The sequence below is a fragment of the Clostridium sp. ATCC 25772 genome (assembly GCF_001573875.1).
GTDB lineage: Bacteria > Bacillota > Clostridia > Clostridiales > Clostridiaceae > Clostridium_J > Clostridium_J senegalense.
Genome location: NZ_LFRG01000001.1, coordinates 111731 through 128256 on the forward strand (window position 1 = coordinate 111731; position 16526 = coordinate 128256).

Sequence of the window (16526 nt, forward strand, 5' to 3'; positions counted from 1 at the left end):
TAATAATTTTTTGTATATCTATACATAAAGGATAAGTAATTTTTAGGAGGTACAAATATGGGAGAAGCATTAAATGGGCTTAAAAGAACCATGATGTGCGGTGAACTTAGAGAGGAACATGTTTCTCAAAAGGTTACTGTAATGGGATGGGTCCAAAGAAAAAGAAACTTAGGTGGTCTAGTTTTTATAGATTTAAGAGATAGAACTGGCATACTACAAGTAATGTTTGGAGAGGAAATAAATAAAGAGGCTTTTGAAAAAGCTGATTTGGCTAAATCAGAGTATTGTATAGCTGTAACTGGTGAAATGGTAAGAAGAGAATCTCCAAACAATAATATTCCAACTGGAATGGTAGAGTTAAAGGGAGAAAGTATAAAAATATTATCTGAATCAGAAACTCCTCCAATATATATAAAGGAAAATTTAGATGCAGCAGAAAATATAAGATTAAAATATAGATATTTAGATTTAAGAAGACCAGATATGCAAAATATCTTTATGATAAGAAATAAAGCAAATAAGATTGTAAGGGATTATTTAGATGAAAATGGTTTCTTAGAGATGGAAACACCTATGTTAACTAAGAGTACTCCAGAAGGAGCTAGAGATTATTTGGTTCCTAGTAGGAATTATCCTGGAATGTTTTATGCATTACCACAATCACCACAAATATTTAAGCAATTGCTTATGGTTTCAGGTTTTGATAAGTACTATCAAATAGTAAAATGTTTTAGAGACGAAGATTTAAGAGCAAATAGACAACCTGAATTTACACAAATAGACTTAGAGATGTCATTTGTAGAAGTTGATGATGTAATAGCATTAAATGAAGGACTGATTAAAAAAGTATTTAAAGAAATAAAAGGAATAGATGTACAACTTCCAATAAAAAGAATGCCATTTAAGGAAGCTATGGAAAAATACGGTTCTGATAAACCTGATTTAAGATTTGGTATGGAAATTAAGAATATCACAGATGCTGTCAAAGGTAGTGAGTTTGCAGTATTTAAAAATGCAATAGCAAATGGTGGTTCTGTAAGAGCTTTAACAGTAGAAGGCGCTTCAGATATGGGAAGAAAAAAAATAGATAAACTTGGAGAATTTGTTAAAACATATAAAGCAAAAGGATTAGCATGGATAGCATGGAAAGAAGAAGAAATTAAATCACCAATAGCTAAATTCTTTAGTGAAGAAGAAATGCAAAATTTATTAAATGCTGCAGGAGCTAAAGTTGGAGATTTAGTATTAATAGTTGCAGATGTAGATAATATAGTATTACAATCATTAGGAGCATTAAGATTAGAGATTGCAAAACAGCTTGAAATATTAAAAGATAATAATGAATTTAATTTTGTGTGGATAACAGAGTTCCCATTATTAGAATATGATGAAGAAGAAAAAAGACATGTAGCATTACATCATCCGTTCACATGTCCTATGGATGAAGATTTAGAACTTTTAGAGGTAGATCCTTTAAGTGTTAGAGCTAAAGCATATGATATAGTTTTAAATGGAGAAGAGCTTGGTGGAGGTAGTATAAGAATTCATGATACTAAACTTCAACAAAAAATGTTTGAACTTTTAGGATTTAGTAAAGAAAGTGCATGGGAGAGATTTGGATTTTTATTAGAAGCATTCAAATATGGACCACCTCCACATGGCGGACTTGCATATGGTTTTGATAGAATGGTTATGTTCTTAGCTGGAACAGATAACATAAAAGATGTTATAGCATTCCCTAAAAATCAAAATGCGTATTGTCCAATGAGTGAGGCTCCAAATCTTGTTGATGATAAACAATTGCAAGAATTATGTATTAAAACTGATGTAAAAAAAGAAGAAAATTAATATTAAAAGAAATTATATGTTGAGCATATATTTCAAAATTATGGACAAAATAAAAGTATAATAAACTTTGTTAAAAAGTATTAATAAATATTTGAAAAAATATTACTGTTAGTATATAATAGAATTATAAGTTGAATTAATTTTCCTACTGTGTGCGTGGAAAAGGCCTATATTGAGCCAACATTTTAACAATAGGAATCACTGCTCTTTATTTGGAGTGTTGACTTGAGTACGGCTTAAGTACCAGAAAAATAAAGGAGGATTCCACCCGTGGTAGCACGGGTTCAAATACGCCTTGGAGACGGCATAGTGGGGTTAATTTAAAGAATTAAAGGTTGCATTTATGTAACCTTTTTTTTATACTAAATAAAAAGCATAAATAAAAACCGTTCGTTATATGAAAATTTAAGAATAGTTTATTGCTAGGGGTTAGCTAAAACAACGTATTTTTGACATGAAAATTATTAATACTATATTAGGTTGGCTAAGAGCGTTTTGTGCAGCTACAAGCTAATAAGAGGTAATGTAGTGCATTATCTTTGAAATGAAATAAGTTCAAAATTAGAATGGAGCATTCTACTAACCATAATAGAATGTAAATGGTGATTTGGTATTTAAGTTTTATAATGGTTAAAAAATTTATTATATATTTTAATATAGCTGAAACATAATGGAATTTTACGGCTGTGAGGCTTAATATCATGTTACAATACATATAAGTATAAAAAAGGAGGACTAACTAGTTTAAATAATTAGTTAACAAGTATATGAGTGATATAATTAATTTTAATGAGTTAAAAACTAAAGCAAGTGATAAAGATATCGATAAATTTGAAAATTATATATATGAGTTGTATTATTCAATGTCACAAGGAAAAATGAATATAAGTGATTTTACAAAGAGTTTAAAAGAATATATGGATAAAAACTCTATATCTAATGAAAAATTAATGAATATCCAAAAGAAACTTATGGAGAGGTATGGATTTGATACTGAGGATTTACAAAATCAAATGAAAGATTTTGGTGTTGATTTAAATTCTATGGGTCTTGGAAATATAACCGAAGAATATGAAAATTTAAGAAAAACCATTAGTTTTCAAGAAAAATATCAAGGTAAAACCCAAAGTTCTGCTGTTATGATATATAAAATAACTAATGATATTAATGATTTAGATATTTTATTAGAACAAGAAAATGTTATATTAAGAAGCTCTAATAAAATAGATATTCAAGATATAGAGTTAAATGAGTTTTTGTGCTCCTATAAAAAATTGTTAGAAGGAAAAGTACTTAAAATCTCTATATGTGAAAATGCGAAAGAGTATGAATATTAAAACCAAAATATAACAAAATCTATCTTTAAAGGCTTGAAATTTGAGCATATGTTCAAATTTATGGACGTCCCCAATTTGTAAGTTGGGGACGTTTTTATATTAAAAAATTTAATAAGTGCGTTTTTTAGAAAATATACTAGTTAAAAGATTTGCTACTGTAGAGGTAAGAATTACAGCTACAGCTATTGAACCAGCGTAAGATAATGTGTCTAATCCTTTGATTAAAGATAGCGCATAATTTCCTTTTACAGTTTCGAAAGTAGTATAATACATTCCACTTCCAGGAACTAAAGGAATTAATCCGCAAATTAAGTACAAGGTTACTGGTTTGTTAAAAATTTTTGCACAAATTTCTGATACCATACTTACAGCTATTGTACCAAAAAACATGGAAACTACAGCTGAGTAGCCTAAAAATAATAAATATTTATACACTACCCAAGACAATGCGCCACCGAAAGCAGTAAAGAATAAATGCTTTTCTCTGATATTAAATATAACACCAAAACATACTGTGCTCATAAATGCATATATAAAATCTAATAATAATTGAGGCATTATAGAGTACCTCCTAAAATAAATATGAATAACTTGAATCCAATTGCAGTTCCTATAGCAATGCTTACTGCTATAATTAAAGCTTCGACGGCCCTAGAGATACCTGAAATTAAATCTCCATTAAGAGTATCCCTAATAGCATTAGTAACTAAAAGTCCAGGGACAAGAAGCATTATAGCTCCTATAATTATTTTATCGATGTTAAAGTTCGGATTAAAATGATGTGCAATAACAGCAATTGAAGAAGCTGTAAATCCTCCACATACATTTGCAAAAAAACTGTTAACATTATATTTTTTGAAAATTCTACCGTTTAATGTAATTAACATTCCTATAAAAAAAGAAATGAAAAAATCTCTGAAAGCACCTCCAAATAGTAATGCGAAGAATCCTGCAGCAAACATTGAGCTTATTAAAACAGTATCATCACTATAAGGCGGAAGGGTAGATATGTATCTTAATTCTCTTTTAATTTCACTTGTTGGAATAGATTTATTAGATATTCGCTCTGATAAATCAGCCACTAATGAAACCTTTTTTAAATTTACTGTTGTTCCTGTTAATCTTCTCACAGTAGAAACAGTTTCACCATTATTGTTAATAGAAATTACAATAGTTGTTGGTGTTATAAAACTGTTTACGTTATGTATTTCAAATGTTTTGCATATTGTGGAAATTGTTTGTTCAACTCTATAAGTTTCTCCACCATTTTCAAGCATCAGCTTACCAGCATCTGCAGCTATGTGAATAATATTATCAGTATCCATTTATGCTCCTCTCTATTATAAATTTAACAATGCTCCTCATAATTATAGCTAGAAATATAAAGAAAGTTCAATAGGATATAAAAAAATTGCAAAATTTTAATAATACAATATATTTTGTATATATTGTATTATTAAAATTTTATAGTAGTTAAAAAAATATAGTATATAAAAAATGCGAACTTCAAAATCCTTCATTTTTTTGAATTTTTAATAAAAAAACCAACATTTTGAAGAAATTCAATTATATATTCTCCAAATATGTTGGTATAAGAAGTTATTTAGTTTATTAATAAAGATTACCGCTGACTCTCCGCTTTTTTTAATTTGGATTTTAAAATTATTTTTGTTAAAAGTCTACTTAATGTAGAAACAAACATAACTGATACAGAAATTGAACCAGCATTAAATAAAGTTTGTATACCTTTTGTAAGAGCGGCTGAATAATTTCCTTTAACAGCCTCAAAGGTTGTATAATACATTCCACTTCCGGGAACAAGAGGAATTAATCCACAAATAAGGTATACAGTTACTGGATTTTTAAATACACGAGCACATATTTCAGCAACAATACTAACCATTAATGTTCCTAAAAACAAAGCTAATACATCTGAAAGTCCATTTAGAATAGCTAATTTATACACAAACCACGACAGACCGCCACCAAGAGAGGCAAAAAATAAATCTTTACCTCTAACATTAAATAATATTCCAAATCCTAAAGAACTTATAAATGCATATATAAAGGCTAATATCAATACTTTCACTATAATGTACCTCCTAAGATAAATATCCAGACTTTAAATCCAATTGCAGTTCCGATTGCTATGCTAGCAGCTATTATTAAAGCTTCTACAGAACGAGAAATACCAGAAAGTAAATCTCCAGATAAAGTATCGCGAATAGCATTAGTAATAACTAATCCAGGAACCAAGAGCATTATAGAACCTATTATTATAGTATCTACATTAAAAGATGGATTAATATGATTTATAATAACTGCAATAGAAGAAGAGATTAACCCACCACAAACATTACTAAAAAAATTATTTACTTCATATTTATCAAAAAGCCTTGCTATAAAAGTTATGAGAAGTCCGATAAAGCAAGAAATAAAGAAGTCTTTTAAATTTCCTCCAAATAGTAATGTAAAGAATCCTGCTGTAAGAGTAGAACTTATTAAACTTGCGTCGGAACTATACGCAGGGATATTATTTATGTAATGTAATTCTTTTTTTATATCATCCATAGATAAAGTATTCGTATAGAGATTTCTAGACAAATCATTTATAAGGGCAACTTTTTTAAGATTTACTGTTCTATTTTTTAAACGCCTAACCGTAGTTATAGTTTCAGAATTTTTATTTGTTATAGAAAGAACTATAACTGTTGGAGTAACAAAGTTCTCTACATCTTTAAATCCAAAAGCTTGACATATCATAGAAATAGTCTGTTCAACTCTATAAGTCTCGCCACCATTTTCAAGCATTATTTTACCAGCATCTGCTGCTATATGAATAATATTATCAGTATACATGGCTACTCCTTTCGATGAAAAAATTATGCTTATTCAATTATATATAAAAATTTGCAAAATTCAATAGGATATGAAAATATTTAAGAATTAAAATTTATTTTTCTGTTAATTTTAAATTTAAAATTTATTAATAATTTTTTAACAAGTTTTTTGGGGTTCCATATTTTTACTAAAAAATTGAATAATATTTTAATAAATGTAAAAAAATAGAATGGTATTCGTTTTCATTTGGAAAAATATAGATTAATATTTATTGTATATTTAAAAATAAAATATGTAATAAACTATGTATTTTTTAAATGAATTATTAATTATATCGATTACATAATTTATTTAAATTTGTATGTAAATTATAAAAAAATTTTTAAATTTAAAGTTTGTGAAATATAGAAGAATTTGTTACAATGTTAATAAAATAATGCTAAAATTAATAAGATTTTAAAAACATTATTATTTTGCATAATTAAAAATTTAATATTCAATATATTTAGGGGGGCAAAAGAATGAATTTAAATAATTTACAACTTAATGACAAAGAGTTACTAGAATTTATTAATGAGGAAACACAACGTCAAGAAGATCATATTGAACTAATTGCATCAGAAAACTTTGTATCAGAAGGAGTTATAAGAGCGTTAGGTTCAGTACTAACTAATAAATATGCAGAAGGTTATCCAGGAAAAAGATATTATGGTGGATGCTTTGCTGTAGATAAGGTAGAAGATTTAGCAAGAGATAGAATGACAAAATTATTTAATGCAGATCATGCAAATGTTCAACCACATTCAGGTTCTCAAGCGAATATGGCTGTATATTTAACAGTTTTAAATCCAGGAGATACAGTACTTGGAATGGATTTAAGTCATGGTGGGCATTTGACCCATGGTAGTCCAGTTAATTTTTCAGGAAAATTATATAAATTTGTATCTTATGGTGTAGATAAGGAAACAGAAACTATAGATTATGAAGATGTTAGAGCAAAAGCATTAGAATATAAGCCAAAATTAATAGTTGCTGGGGCAAGTGCTTATTCAAGAGTTATAGATTTTAAAAAGTTTAGAGAAATAGCTGATGAAATAGGAGCATATTTTATGGTAGATATGGCTCATATAGCAGGATTAGTTGCTACAGGACATCATCCATCACCAGTTCCATATGCAGATTTTGTAACAACTACAACTCATAAAACTTTAAGAGGACCAAGAGGTGGAGCTGTACTTTGTAAAGAAGAATTTGCTAAAAAATTAGATAAATCTATATTCCCAGGAATGCAAGGTGGACCTTTAATGCATTGTATAGCAGCAAAAGCTGTTTGTTTTAAAGAAGCAATGGAAGATGATTTTAAAACATATATAGACCAAGTTGTAAAAAATGCAAAAGTTTTAGGTGAGGAACTTGAAAACTATGGATTTAGAATAGTTTCTGGTGGTACAGATAACCATGTTATGCTTGTAGATTTAACAAGTAAGGATTTAACAGGTAAAGAATTAGAAGCTATGTTAGATGAGGTAAGAATTACAGTAAATAAAAACACTATACCATTTGAAACAAAAAGTCCATTTATAACAAGTGGAATAAGAGTTGGTACTGCAGCAGTAACAACAAGGGGATTTAAGGAAGAAGATATGAAAGAAATAGCTTCTTTAATAAATGATGTAGTAGAAAATAGAGGAAAAGATTTAGAAGGAATAAAAGAAAGAGTAGCTATACTTTGTAATAAACATCCATTATATATGTAGTGGTGAGTTAAAATGAAAAGTGAGCATATTTTACAGTATTTAATAAACAATATTAACGAGGGAATACACATTGTAGATAATAAGGGGAAAACTATTTATTATAATTGTGCAATGGAAAAAATAGAAGGCTTGAAAAAAGAAGAAGTATTAGGTAAAAAAGTTTATGAATACTTAAAAGCAATGGAAAATGGCTCTACACTTATGAAAGCACTTAAAGAGAAAAAAGAATATAAGGATGTATTACAGAATTATTTTAATAAAGAAGGCAGAAAAATAACATCTATAAATACAACAGTTCCAGTAATTGCGAATGATAAGGTTATAGCAGCTATAGAGATTGCAAAAGATATGACTCAAATAAAAAGTTTAAATGAAAAATTATGTGATTTAGAGAAAAATAATAAAAAAGCTAAAAGAAATCATTATGAATTTAAAGATATAATAGGAGATAATTTAATTCTTAAAAATGAAGTAAATAAATCTTTAAGGGCTAGTTTGAGTAGTTCATCGGTTTTAATATATGGAGAAACTGGAACTGGTAAAGAGGTTTTTGCTCAAAGTATACATTATGGTGGAGCTAGAAAAGACAAGCCATTTATTCCTATAAACTGTGCGGCTATACCTAGTGCTCTATTAGAAGCTATGTTGTTTGGAACTGTAAAAGGAAGTTTTACTGGAGCGGAAAATAAAAAAGGCTTATTTGAAGAAGCTAATGGAGGAACAATACTTTTAGATGAAGTTAATTCTATGGAACCTTATCTTCAATCTAAACTTTTAAGAGTTCTTCAAGATGGATATATAAGACCAATAGGGAGTAACAAAATAGTAGATATAGACGTTAGAATTATAGCAACATTAAATGAGGAGCCTGAAAAACTTATTGATAGTGGTAAACTTAGAAAAGATTTTTACTATAGGTTAAGTGTTATAAGAATTAACATACCGCCACTAAGAGAACGTAAAGAGGATATTGAAAAAATAGCTATTTACTTTTTGGATTATTATAATAATATTTTGAATAAAAATATTAAGTTAATAGACGAAAAGGTTATAGAAGATTTTTTAAATTATGAATGGCATGGAAATATAAGAGAACTTAAAAATGTCATAGAAGCAGCAATGAATATGATAGATGAAGGTGAAATATTAAGTAAGGAATACTTTGAAAATAAAGCTATATTTAACAATAAAAGTGAAAAACTTTGTTTTTGGGAAGGAAATATTTCAATTAGTGATTATTTAGATAACCTGGAGAAAGAAATTATAGAAAGAATTTTTTCGAAAAATGGAAGAAATATCACTAGGACAGCAAAAGAACTTAAGATATCTAGGCAAAATCTTCAATATAAACTAAAAAAATATTCTATAAATTAGTAAATATGTTTATGAACTAGAATGAGTGCATATATTTTTGCATTTATTCTAGTTTTTTTATGTTTACTTAATAAAAAATGGTATTTTAATCTTTAATAAGTGCAAAAAATTTGCATTTAGTGCAAAAAAATGGTCATTATTCAAAGAAAGTTTAAAGTTTGTTAAAACAAAACAGAGATTTTAATAGAAAAACTAACATATATTACTATTAAATATGGCATTGAAATTGCTTTAATAATTTAGTAGATTATAATAATTTACATTAATTTAAATATAAACATTTAAATATAAAATAGCTAAAAATTATATTTCCATTAATTGGGGGAATGAGCATGGAAAGCATAAAAATAATTTTCTGGGGATTAGGGGTTATAGGCAGTGAAATGGTAAAAATGACATTAGATAAAGAGGGTTTAGAAATAGTAGGAGCTATAGATAAGGATAAATTAAAAGTTGGGTTAAAATTGAGCGAATATTTAAATTATGGTAATAGTGATGTTGTTATTAGTGATAATCCCGTAGAAATAATTAGAAGTGTAAAGGCAGATATTGTTGTATTATCTATTGATTCATTTGTAAAATCTATATTTCCAGAAATAGAACTGATAATAGAAAATAAAATAAATTGCATAACAATTGCTGAAGAGATGACATATCCTTATTCAATAGAACCAAATATATCTAAACAAATTGATAATTTGGCAAAAATAAATAATGTTACAATACTTGGCACAGGCATTAACCCAGGATTTATACTAGATTCTCTTATTATAATGCTCACTGCTTCTTGTAAAAATATAAAATCAATAAGAGCCAGTAGAGTTAGTGATTTATCAAAACTTGGAAGAACAATTATAAAAAGTCAAGGGGTAGGTACTACAATTCAGGAATTTGAAAAAGGCACAGAAATAGGGACTATAAAGGGACATATAGGTTTTGCTCAATCCATACCTATGATAGCTAATACATTAGGACTAAAATATGATGAGATAGTTGAAAGTAAAGAACCTATTATATCAAATACTTATAGAGAAACAGACACCGTTATAGTACACCCAGGAATGGTTGCAGGGTGTAACCATTTAGCTATAGCTTATAAAAATAATAAAAAAATAATAGTTTTAGAGCATACACAGCAAATATATCCTCAATGTGAAGGTTTTGAAACTGGTGATTATATAGATATTTATGGAGATGGGGATTTACATCTTCATATAACACCGGAGACTCCAGGTAATATAGGAACAGCAGCTATTACAATTAATATGATTCCACAGGTTTTAGCAAGTAAGAGTGGTTTAAAAACGATGATAGATATGCAAATCCCTCATGTTATAGAGAATAATTTTGTAGATCAATTAAATTATTATTTAAAATAAATTAAGGAGGAGAAATATGATAAAAAAAGGAAGTTATGTTGAAATATCAAAGATAGTATTATCTAGTGAGGATAGAGCTAAAAATATACCGGAAGATACAAAATCGACTCCACTGAAAATGTGGGTAAGAGGACATGTTCTTATGGATTGCAATATTGGGGAGGAAGTTGAAATTGAAACTATTATAGGAAGAAAGATACGAGGTGTATTAGTTGAAGAAAATCCTAACTATAATCATAGTTTTGGTAAACATATAAGTGAAATTGACTATATAGGAAAGCAAGCTAAAGAAATTTTATTTGAAAATTAGTTTTAGGAGGTGAAAGTTTTGAACAAATATGAAAAGCTAATGTCTAGAAAGAATGAAATAATGATTAAATCAGTAGGTATAGATTTTTCAAAGTATGAAATTGGAAAAATTGCCTTTGATTATGAAGGAATGATGAGAGATATAGGATATTCATTAGGAGAAGTAATGAAGATTCAGAGCAGAGTAGGAGTAGGAAATACACCTTTATTAGAATTGAAAAATATAACTAATTTAGCACGTAAAGTATCTAAGACGGGAAAAGCGGCTAGAATTTTTATAAAAGATGAAAGTTGTAATCCATCAGGAAGTTTTAAAGATAGAAGAGCATCCGTATCTGTTTATGATGCAAAAATAAGAGGGTATAAGGGCGTTGTATCAGCAACATCTGGAAATTATGGTGCAGCAGTTGCTTCTCAAGCATCTATGCAAGGACTGAAATCTATAATAGTTCAGGAATGTTATGATTCAAAGAAGGTAGGACAACCTGAAATAATAGAAAAAGGAAGAAAATGTGATTGTTTAGGTGCTGAAGTTATACAACTTACAGCAGGGCCAGAATTATTTTATACATTCTTAGAAGTCTTAGAGGAAACAGGGTTTTATAATGCTTCATTATATTCATCTTATGGAGTAGCAGGAATTGAAACTTTAGGTTATGAAATAGCTACTGAGTGTAGAGAAAGGTTTGGTAAAGATCCTGTAGCTGTTATTTCAACACATGCTGGTGGTGGTAATGTCACTGGTACAGCAAGAGGGCTTATAAAGGCAGGTGCAGTTGATACTAAAGTCATAGGAGCTTCTGTTGATTTGGAAGGACTTCATATGGCAAGTGATACTGATTTTAATAGAAAATCTTTTACTACTGGACATACTGGTTTTGGAATACCATTTATGGTGTGGCCAGATAGAAGTGATGTACCAAGAAGTGCAGCAAGACCATTAAGGTATTTAGATAGATATGTTACCTTGAGTCAAGGAGAGGTTTTTTATGTTACTGAATTATTATCAAAAATAGAAGGTTTAGAAAGAGGACCGGCAGGAAATACGTCATTAGCAGCGGCATTTGTAATAGCTCAAGAGATGGAAGATGATGATATTCTAGTTGTTCAGGAAACAGAATATACTGGTGCTGGAAAGCATATCTTACCACAATTAACCTTTGCAAAAGAAAATGGAATAGATATTATAGTTGGTAATCCTAAAGAAGAAATTCCAGGTAAGAATATTATTCTTCCAGAAAATCCATCTAAAATATCTATATCAGAAAAAGATTTAAATCGTTATAGAAAGTCTCTTATAAAAAATAGTGTTAAAAACTTACAAGATAAAACTATAGACATGACAGATTTAGACTTTTTATGTGAAGAGACTAAATTGTCAAAACTGGATTTGTTAGATATTCTTAAAGAATTTAAGGTATATGTGAAATAAACTAATGATTCATAATAGTATTTAAGCTTAATTTTTATTAAAATGGGGGGATGGACAATGAAAAGAGAAGATGATTTTCAATTAAGAAGAAAGCATTTGCAAAATTTAAGTGATGAAGAGCTTTACGAAAAATTTTGGAGCTTAACAGAGGAAATAGTAAAACCACTAGTGGATTTATCATACAAAAATACCTCACCATCAATTGAAAGGTCTGTTCTTTTGAGAATGGGATTTTCTAGTATAGAAGCTGGAAAAATAGTAGCAGAAGGCAATAAATTAAATTTATTGCAAAAGGGTATTGGAAATGTAGTTTTAAAATATGCAAATAAAAAGGATATAGGGTATATAGAAGCAGGTAGAATTTTGGCAGAGGGTAATGGTTGGAGTGAAACTGTTGAAATGTTTAGGGGGGATAAAAATTGTTAGAAAAGGATAAAAAAATCAATGTGGAAGAAATATTAAAAGATTTAGATAAATACACACCTAAGAGAAGAGGTTGGCATTGGAGAGAAGAACATGATGAACCTATTGGTGAATTTACTTATAAGGAAATTAGTAAGCTTTTAGAAAACAGTAGAAGTCTTCCATCATCTAGAAGTTTTAACAATATAGATCCTCAACCGATACCTATAATTACATCGGAAATAGCTTCTGGGAGATTTGAAGATGATATAAGAAGAATGAGAATGGCTGCTTGGCATGGTGCGGATCATATAATGGTTATAAGAACAGCAGGGCAAAGTCATTATGATGGATTGATAGAAGGAACACCAGAAGGGATAGGTGGAGTTCCAATTACAAGAAAAGAAGTTAGAGCTACAAGAAAAGCTTTAGATTTAATAGAAGAAGAAGTAGGAAGACCTATTAATTTTCACTCATATGTTTCAGGTGTAGCAGGACCAGATATTGCAGTTATGTTTGCGGAGGAAGGAGTAAATGGTGCACACCAAGATCCACAATACAATGTATTATATAGAAATATAAATATGGTACGTTCTTTTGTAGATGCTGCAGTTGCAAAAAAACTTATGGCATGGGCAGGTACCCTTCAAATAGATGGAGCACATAATGCTAATGCAACAGCTATGAAAGGATATAATGTAATGCCAGAGCTTATGGTACAACATGCTATAAATTCAAAATTTTCTGAACTTATAGGAATGAAAAGTGAAAATATAGCTCTTTCAACAGTACCGCCAACAGCACCTCCAGCACCTTGTCTAAGATATGATTTGCCTTATGCAGTAGCACTTAGAGAATTGTTTAGAAATTATAAAATGAGAGCTCAAATGAATACAAAATACATGGATTCGTGCACTAGGGAAGCTACAGTAACTCATACATTAAATCTTTTGATTTCAAAACTTACATCAGTTGATATTCAAAGTACTATAACACCTGATGAAGGTAGAAATGTACCTTGGCATTATAATAATATACATGCTGTTAATACTGCAAAACAGGCATTAATAGGTATGGATGGTTTAATGGATTTAGTTGAGCTTAAAAAAGATGGTTATTTAGGAGAAAAAGTTAGAGAACTCAAAGAAAGAGCAGTGCTTTTTTTAGAAGAAATATTAGAAAATGGAGGATATTTTGAAGCAGTAGAAAAAGGATTTTTCGTTGACTCAGGAGAATATCCAGCAAGAAACAGTGATGGAATTTCAAGAAAGATAGATGGTGGTATAGGAGTTGGTACAGTAGTAGAAAGAGATGAACACTATTTTGCTCCAGTTTGTGGTCACTTTGGTTATAATAATATACCAGAAAAATATAAAAAACCATGTGAATCTATAGATGGATGTACTTTATGTAAACATGGAAAAATCCAATATATTGATGAGTTAGATGAGGAAGATAATGTTTATAGAAGAATGGAAAAAGTTAAAGAGGATGGAACTATAATTCCAGAGGTAGAATGGAAAAAAGATGGATATGTATCCGCTACTATTTTTATACCTGAAGAAGAACGTACTGCAGAAGCAGCAGCCCTTGAAATGGGTAAAAATATGAATTTAATAGATGTTGAAGTTATTCATAAACAAATTATGCAAGATGCAGAGGGAACTTTAGTAGAAATTAAAGGGAGAGTTAATTTTGCAGTTAAAAAAGACGAATTAAAAGTTCCAGAGAAAAAAGAACTTTTAAGTGATGATTTGATGAGAGAATATGTTAAAGAAAATCCTATAAAGATAGTTGCGGCTACTGTAGGAGAAGATGAACATTCTGTTGGATTAAGAGAAATTATAGATATAAAACATGGTGGAATAGAAAGATATGGGATAGAGTGTGTTTATTTAGGAACATCTTGTCCAGTAGAAAAATTAATAGATGCTGCTATAGAAACAAAAGCTCAGGCTATAGTAGCTAGTACGATAATAACTCATAATGACGTACACACTAAGAATATGAAAAAAATACATGATCTTTGTGTGGAAAAAGGTGTTAGGGATAAATTTATATTAGTTTCAGGGGGGACACAAGTAACTAATGAAATAGCTGTAGCAAATGGTATGGATGGTGGATTTGGAAGAGGAACTCATGGTAATGATGTAGCATCATTTATAATTGAAACTCTTATGAAAAAAAATGAAGAATAATTAAGTGTATTAATTTAGGATTCCAAGTTGACTCTTAAAGTTATTCATTCCAAAACTTGGATACCTAAAATAGTGAGACATGCTCCGAATCACTTAGAATTCAACACTACATCTTGTGTAAAAATATTTTAAGGGTGTTGAATAAATTTAAATTGGAGCTTGTTTCCCTATAATAAAACATAAGTGAAATTAAAAATAATAAGGGGGTGAAAATAAATAATGAAGGTAGATTACTTGGTAGCTGAAATAGGTAGCACTACAACATTAGTTACAGCACTAAGTTTTACTAATGGTTGTGAAATTGTGGGACAAGGTAAGGCTTTTACAACAGTGCTTGATGGAGATGTAACTATAGGTCTTAAAAATGCCATTAAAGACATAGAAAATGCTATAGGAGAAAGTATTCAATATAAAAAAATGTTAGCAACAAGTAGCGCCGCTGGAGGATTGAAAATAACAGTTCATGGTCTTGTGGAAGATATGACAGTAAAAGCGGCTAGAGAAGCAGCTCTAGGCGCAGGCGGAATAATAAAAATGGTCACAGCTGGAAAACTAAGAAAAAGCGATATAAAAAAAATAAAGGAAATTAGTCCAAATCTTATTATGATTGCAGGTGGAACAGATTATGGTGAAAGGGATACAGCACTATATAATTCAGAAATAATAAAAAATGAAAATTTAAATATACCTATAGTATATTGTGGAAATACAGCTAATGTAGAAGAAGTAAAGGGAATATTTGAAAGTGATGAGTTATATATAATAGATAATGTTTATCCTAGGGTAGATGAGATTAATGTAGAACCTGCAAGAAAAATTATACAAGAAGTATTTGAAAGAAATATTGTTAAAGCACCAGGTATGGAACAGATAAGAAAAATGGTAGATGGTGCAATAATGACCACACCAGGGGCTGTAATGGAAGCTACAAAACTTTTGTATGAAAATATAGGTGATTTAGTTGTTATAGATGTAGGGGGAGCAACGACAGATGTTCATTCAGTGACGGAAGGATCTAAAGAAATATTAGATATGCTAGTAATACCAGAGCCTAAGGCCAAAAGAACTGTTGAAGGAGATTTAGGAGTTTATATAAATAGCGTAAATTTAATTTCAAATTTAAGTAAAGATGAAAAACAAGGATTAACAGATGTACAGATACAAAACAATATAAAACCTATACCAGATTCAGAAGAAGAAAAAAAATGGAGTAGTGCTTTATGTAAAAAAGCTGTTGAGTTGGCAATTAAAAGACATATTGGTGTAATAAAAAGATCTTATGGTAGTGGAAAAAATTTTTTAGCTTATGGAAAAGATTTATCAAAGGTGAAATATATAATTGGAACGGGAGGAGCTCTTACTAGGTTACCAAAGGGAAAAGAATCTTTGAATATGATAAAATATATTGGAAATGATTTAACGATGCATCCTAAAGAAGATGCCATAGTTTTGTTGGATAAATTTTATATAATGGCACTTGCTGGGGTTTTATCAAGAGAAGATAGTGAACTTGCATCAGTACTTTTAAGAGCAAGTTTAGAATAAGGTCTTATTTAATATTTAAATTCTTTATTAGGGTGTGTCTGAAAACTAATTAGTGCAAAAGATTTAAATTTTAGATATAATAATATCAAAAAAACTATGAGGTA

General features: G+C 29.2%; 14 protein-coding genes and 1 other RNA gene. 11 read left to right on the forward strand and 4 right to left on the reverse strand.

Features of this window, described 5'->3' with window-relative positions; genetic code table 11:
* Positions 1 to 57 precede the first annotated feature (57 nt).
* The 3 genes from aspS (at position 58) to AZI32_RS00495 (ending at position 3185) form a co-directional block, all read left to right on the forward strand.
* A complete protein-coding gene (aspS, locus tag AZI32_RS00485) occupies positions 58 to 1848 on the forward strand; it encodes an aspartate--tRNA ligase (protein WP_061993963.1) in 1791 nt (596 codons plus the stop codon).
* 139 nt (positions 1849 to 1987) lie between these two features.
* Positions 1988 to 2168, forward strand: a non-coding RNA gene (gene ssrS / locus AZI32_RS00490) — 6S RNA.
* Between the two features lie 447 nt (positions 2169 to 2615).
* Positions 2616 to 3185, forward strand: a complete 570-nt coding sequence (locus tag AZI32_RS00495) for a DUF3867 domain-containing protein (protein WP_061993964.1) — start codon at positions 2616 to 2618, stop codon at positions 3183 to 3185.
* Positions 3186 to 3293: 108 nt separating this feature from the next.
* Here the strand turns inward: AZI32_RS00495 and AZI32_RS00500 are convergent, their stop codons facing one another.
* The 4 genes from AZI32_RS00500 to AZI32_RS00515 form a co-directional block, all read right to left on the reverse strand.
* Entirely contained in the window at positions 3294 to 3743 is a 450-nt protein-coding gene (locus AZI32_RS00500) for a threonine/serine exporter family protein (protein WP_061993965.1), read from the reverse strand.
* Positions 3743 to 4510 (reverse strand): threonine/serine exporter family protein, encoded by a 768-nt coding sequence (locus tag AZI32_RS00505; protein ID WP_061993966.1) that lies wholly within the window; start codon positions 4508 to 4510, stop codon positions 3743 to 3745. Before AZI32_RS00505 ends, AZI32_RS00500 begins: the two co-directional genes overlap by 1 nt.
* A gap of 296 nt (positions 4511 to 4806) precedes the next feature.
* Positions 4807 to 5274 (reverse strand): threonine/serine exporter family protein, encoded by a 468-nt coding sequence (locus tag AZI32_RS00510; RefSeq protein WP_061993967.1) that lies wholly within the window; start codon positions 5272 to 5274, stop codon positions 4807 to 4809.
* A complete protein-coding gene (locus AZI32_RS00515; RefSeq protein ID WP_061993968.1) occupies positions 5274 to 6044 on the reverse strand; it encodes a threonine/serine exporter family protein in 771 nt (256 codons plus the stop codon). Before AZI32_RS00515 ends, AZI32_RS00510 begins: the two co-directional genes overlap by 1 nt.
* A gap of 503 nt (positions 6045 to 6547) precedes the next feature.
* Between AZI32_RS00515 and glyA the strand changes: the two genes are divergently transcribed.
* The 8 genes from glyA to AZI32_RS00555 all read left to right on the forward strand — a co-directional run bounded on the left by glyA (position 6548) and on the right by AZI32_RS00555 (position 16422).
* Entirely contained in the window at positions 6548 to 7783 is a 1236-nt protein-coding gene (gene glyA, locus AZI32_RS00520) for a serine hydroxymethyltransferase (RefSeq protein WP_010292934.1), read from the forward strand.
* A gap of 12 nt (positions 7784 to 7795) precedes the next feature.
* A complete protein-coding gene (locus tag AZI32_RS00525) occupies positions 7796 to 9157 on the forward strand; it encodes a sigma 54-interacting transcriptional regulator (protein ID WP_061993969.1) in 1362 nt (453 codons plus the stop codon).
* Positions 9158 to 9489: 332 nt separating this feature from the next.
* Complete coding sequence (ord, locus tag AZI32_RS00530; protein ID WP_061993970.1) at positions 9490 to 10536, forward strand: 2,4-diaminopentanoate dehydrogenase; 1047 nt, start codon at positions 9490 to 9492, stop codon at positions 10534 to 10536.
* A 16-nt stretch (positions 10537 to 10552) separates the two neighbouring features.
* A complete protein-coding gene (ortA, locus tag AZI32_RS00535) occupies positions 10553 to 10846 on the forward strand; it encodes a 2-amino-4-oxopentanoate thiolase subunit OrtA (RefSeq protein ID WP_061993971.1) in 294 nt (97 codons plus the stop codon).
* 18 nt (positions 10847 to 10864) lie between these two features.
* Positions 10865 to 12277 carry a 2-amino-4-oxopentanoate thiolase subunit OrtB gene (gene ortB / locus AZI32_RS00540; RefSeq protein WP_061993972.1) on the forward strand — a complete coding sequence of 471 codons (1413 nt, stop codon included), beginning with the start codon at positions 10865 to 10867 and terminating at the stop codon, positions 12275 to 12277.
* Between the two features lie 57 nt (positions 12278 to 12334).
* Positions 12335 to 12703: an ornithine aminomutase subunit alpha gene (locus AZI32_RS00545; RefSeq protein ID WP_061993973.1), complete on the forward strand. Its 369-nt coding sequence runs from the start codon at positions 12335 to 12337 to the stop codon at positions 12701 to 12703.
* Positions 12697 to 14877, forward strand: coding sequence for a D-ornithine 4,5-aminomutase subunit OraE (gene oraE, locus AZI32_RS00550; protein ID WP_061993974.1), 2181 nt, complete (start codon positions 12697 to 12699; stop codon positions 14875 to 14877). Before AZI32_RS00545 ends, oraE begins: the two co-directional genes overlap by 7 nt.
* A 219-nt stretch (positions 14878 to 15096) precedes the next feature.
* On the forward strand, positions 15097 to 16422 hold the full coding sequence (locus AZI32_RS00555) for a GlmL-related ornithine degradation protein (RefSeq protein ID WP_061993975.1): 1326 nt from the start codon (positions 15097 to 15099) through the stop codon (positions 16420 to 16422).
* The last annotated feature ends 104 nt before the right edge of the window (positions 16423 to 16526 follow it).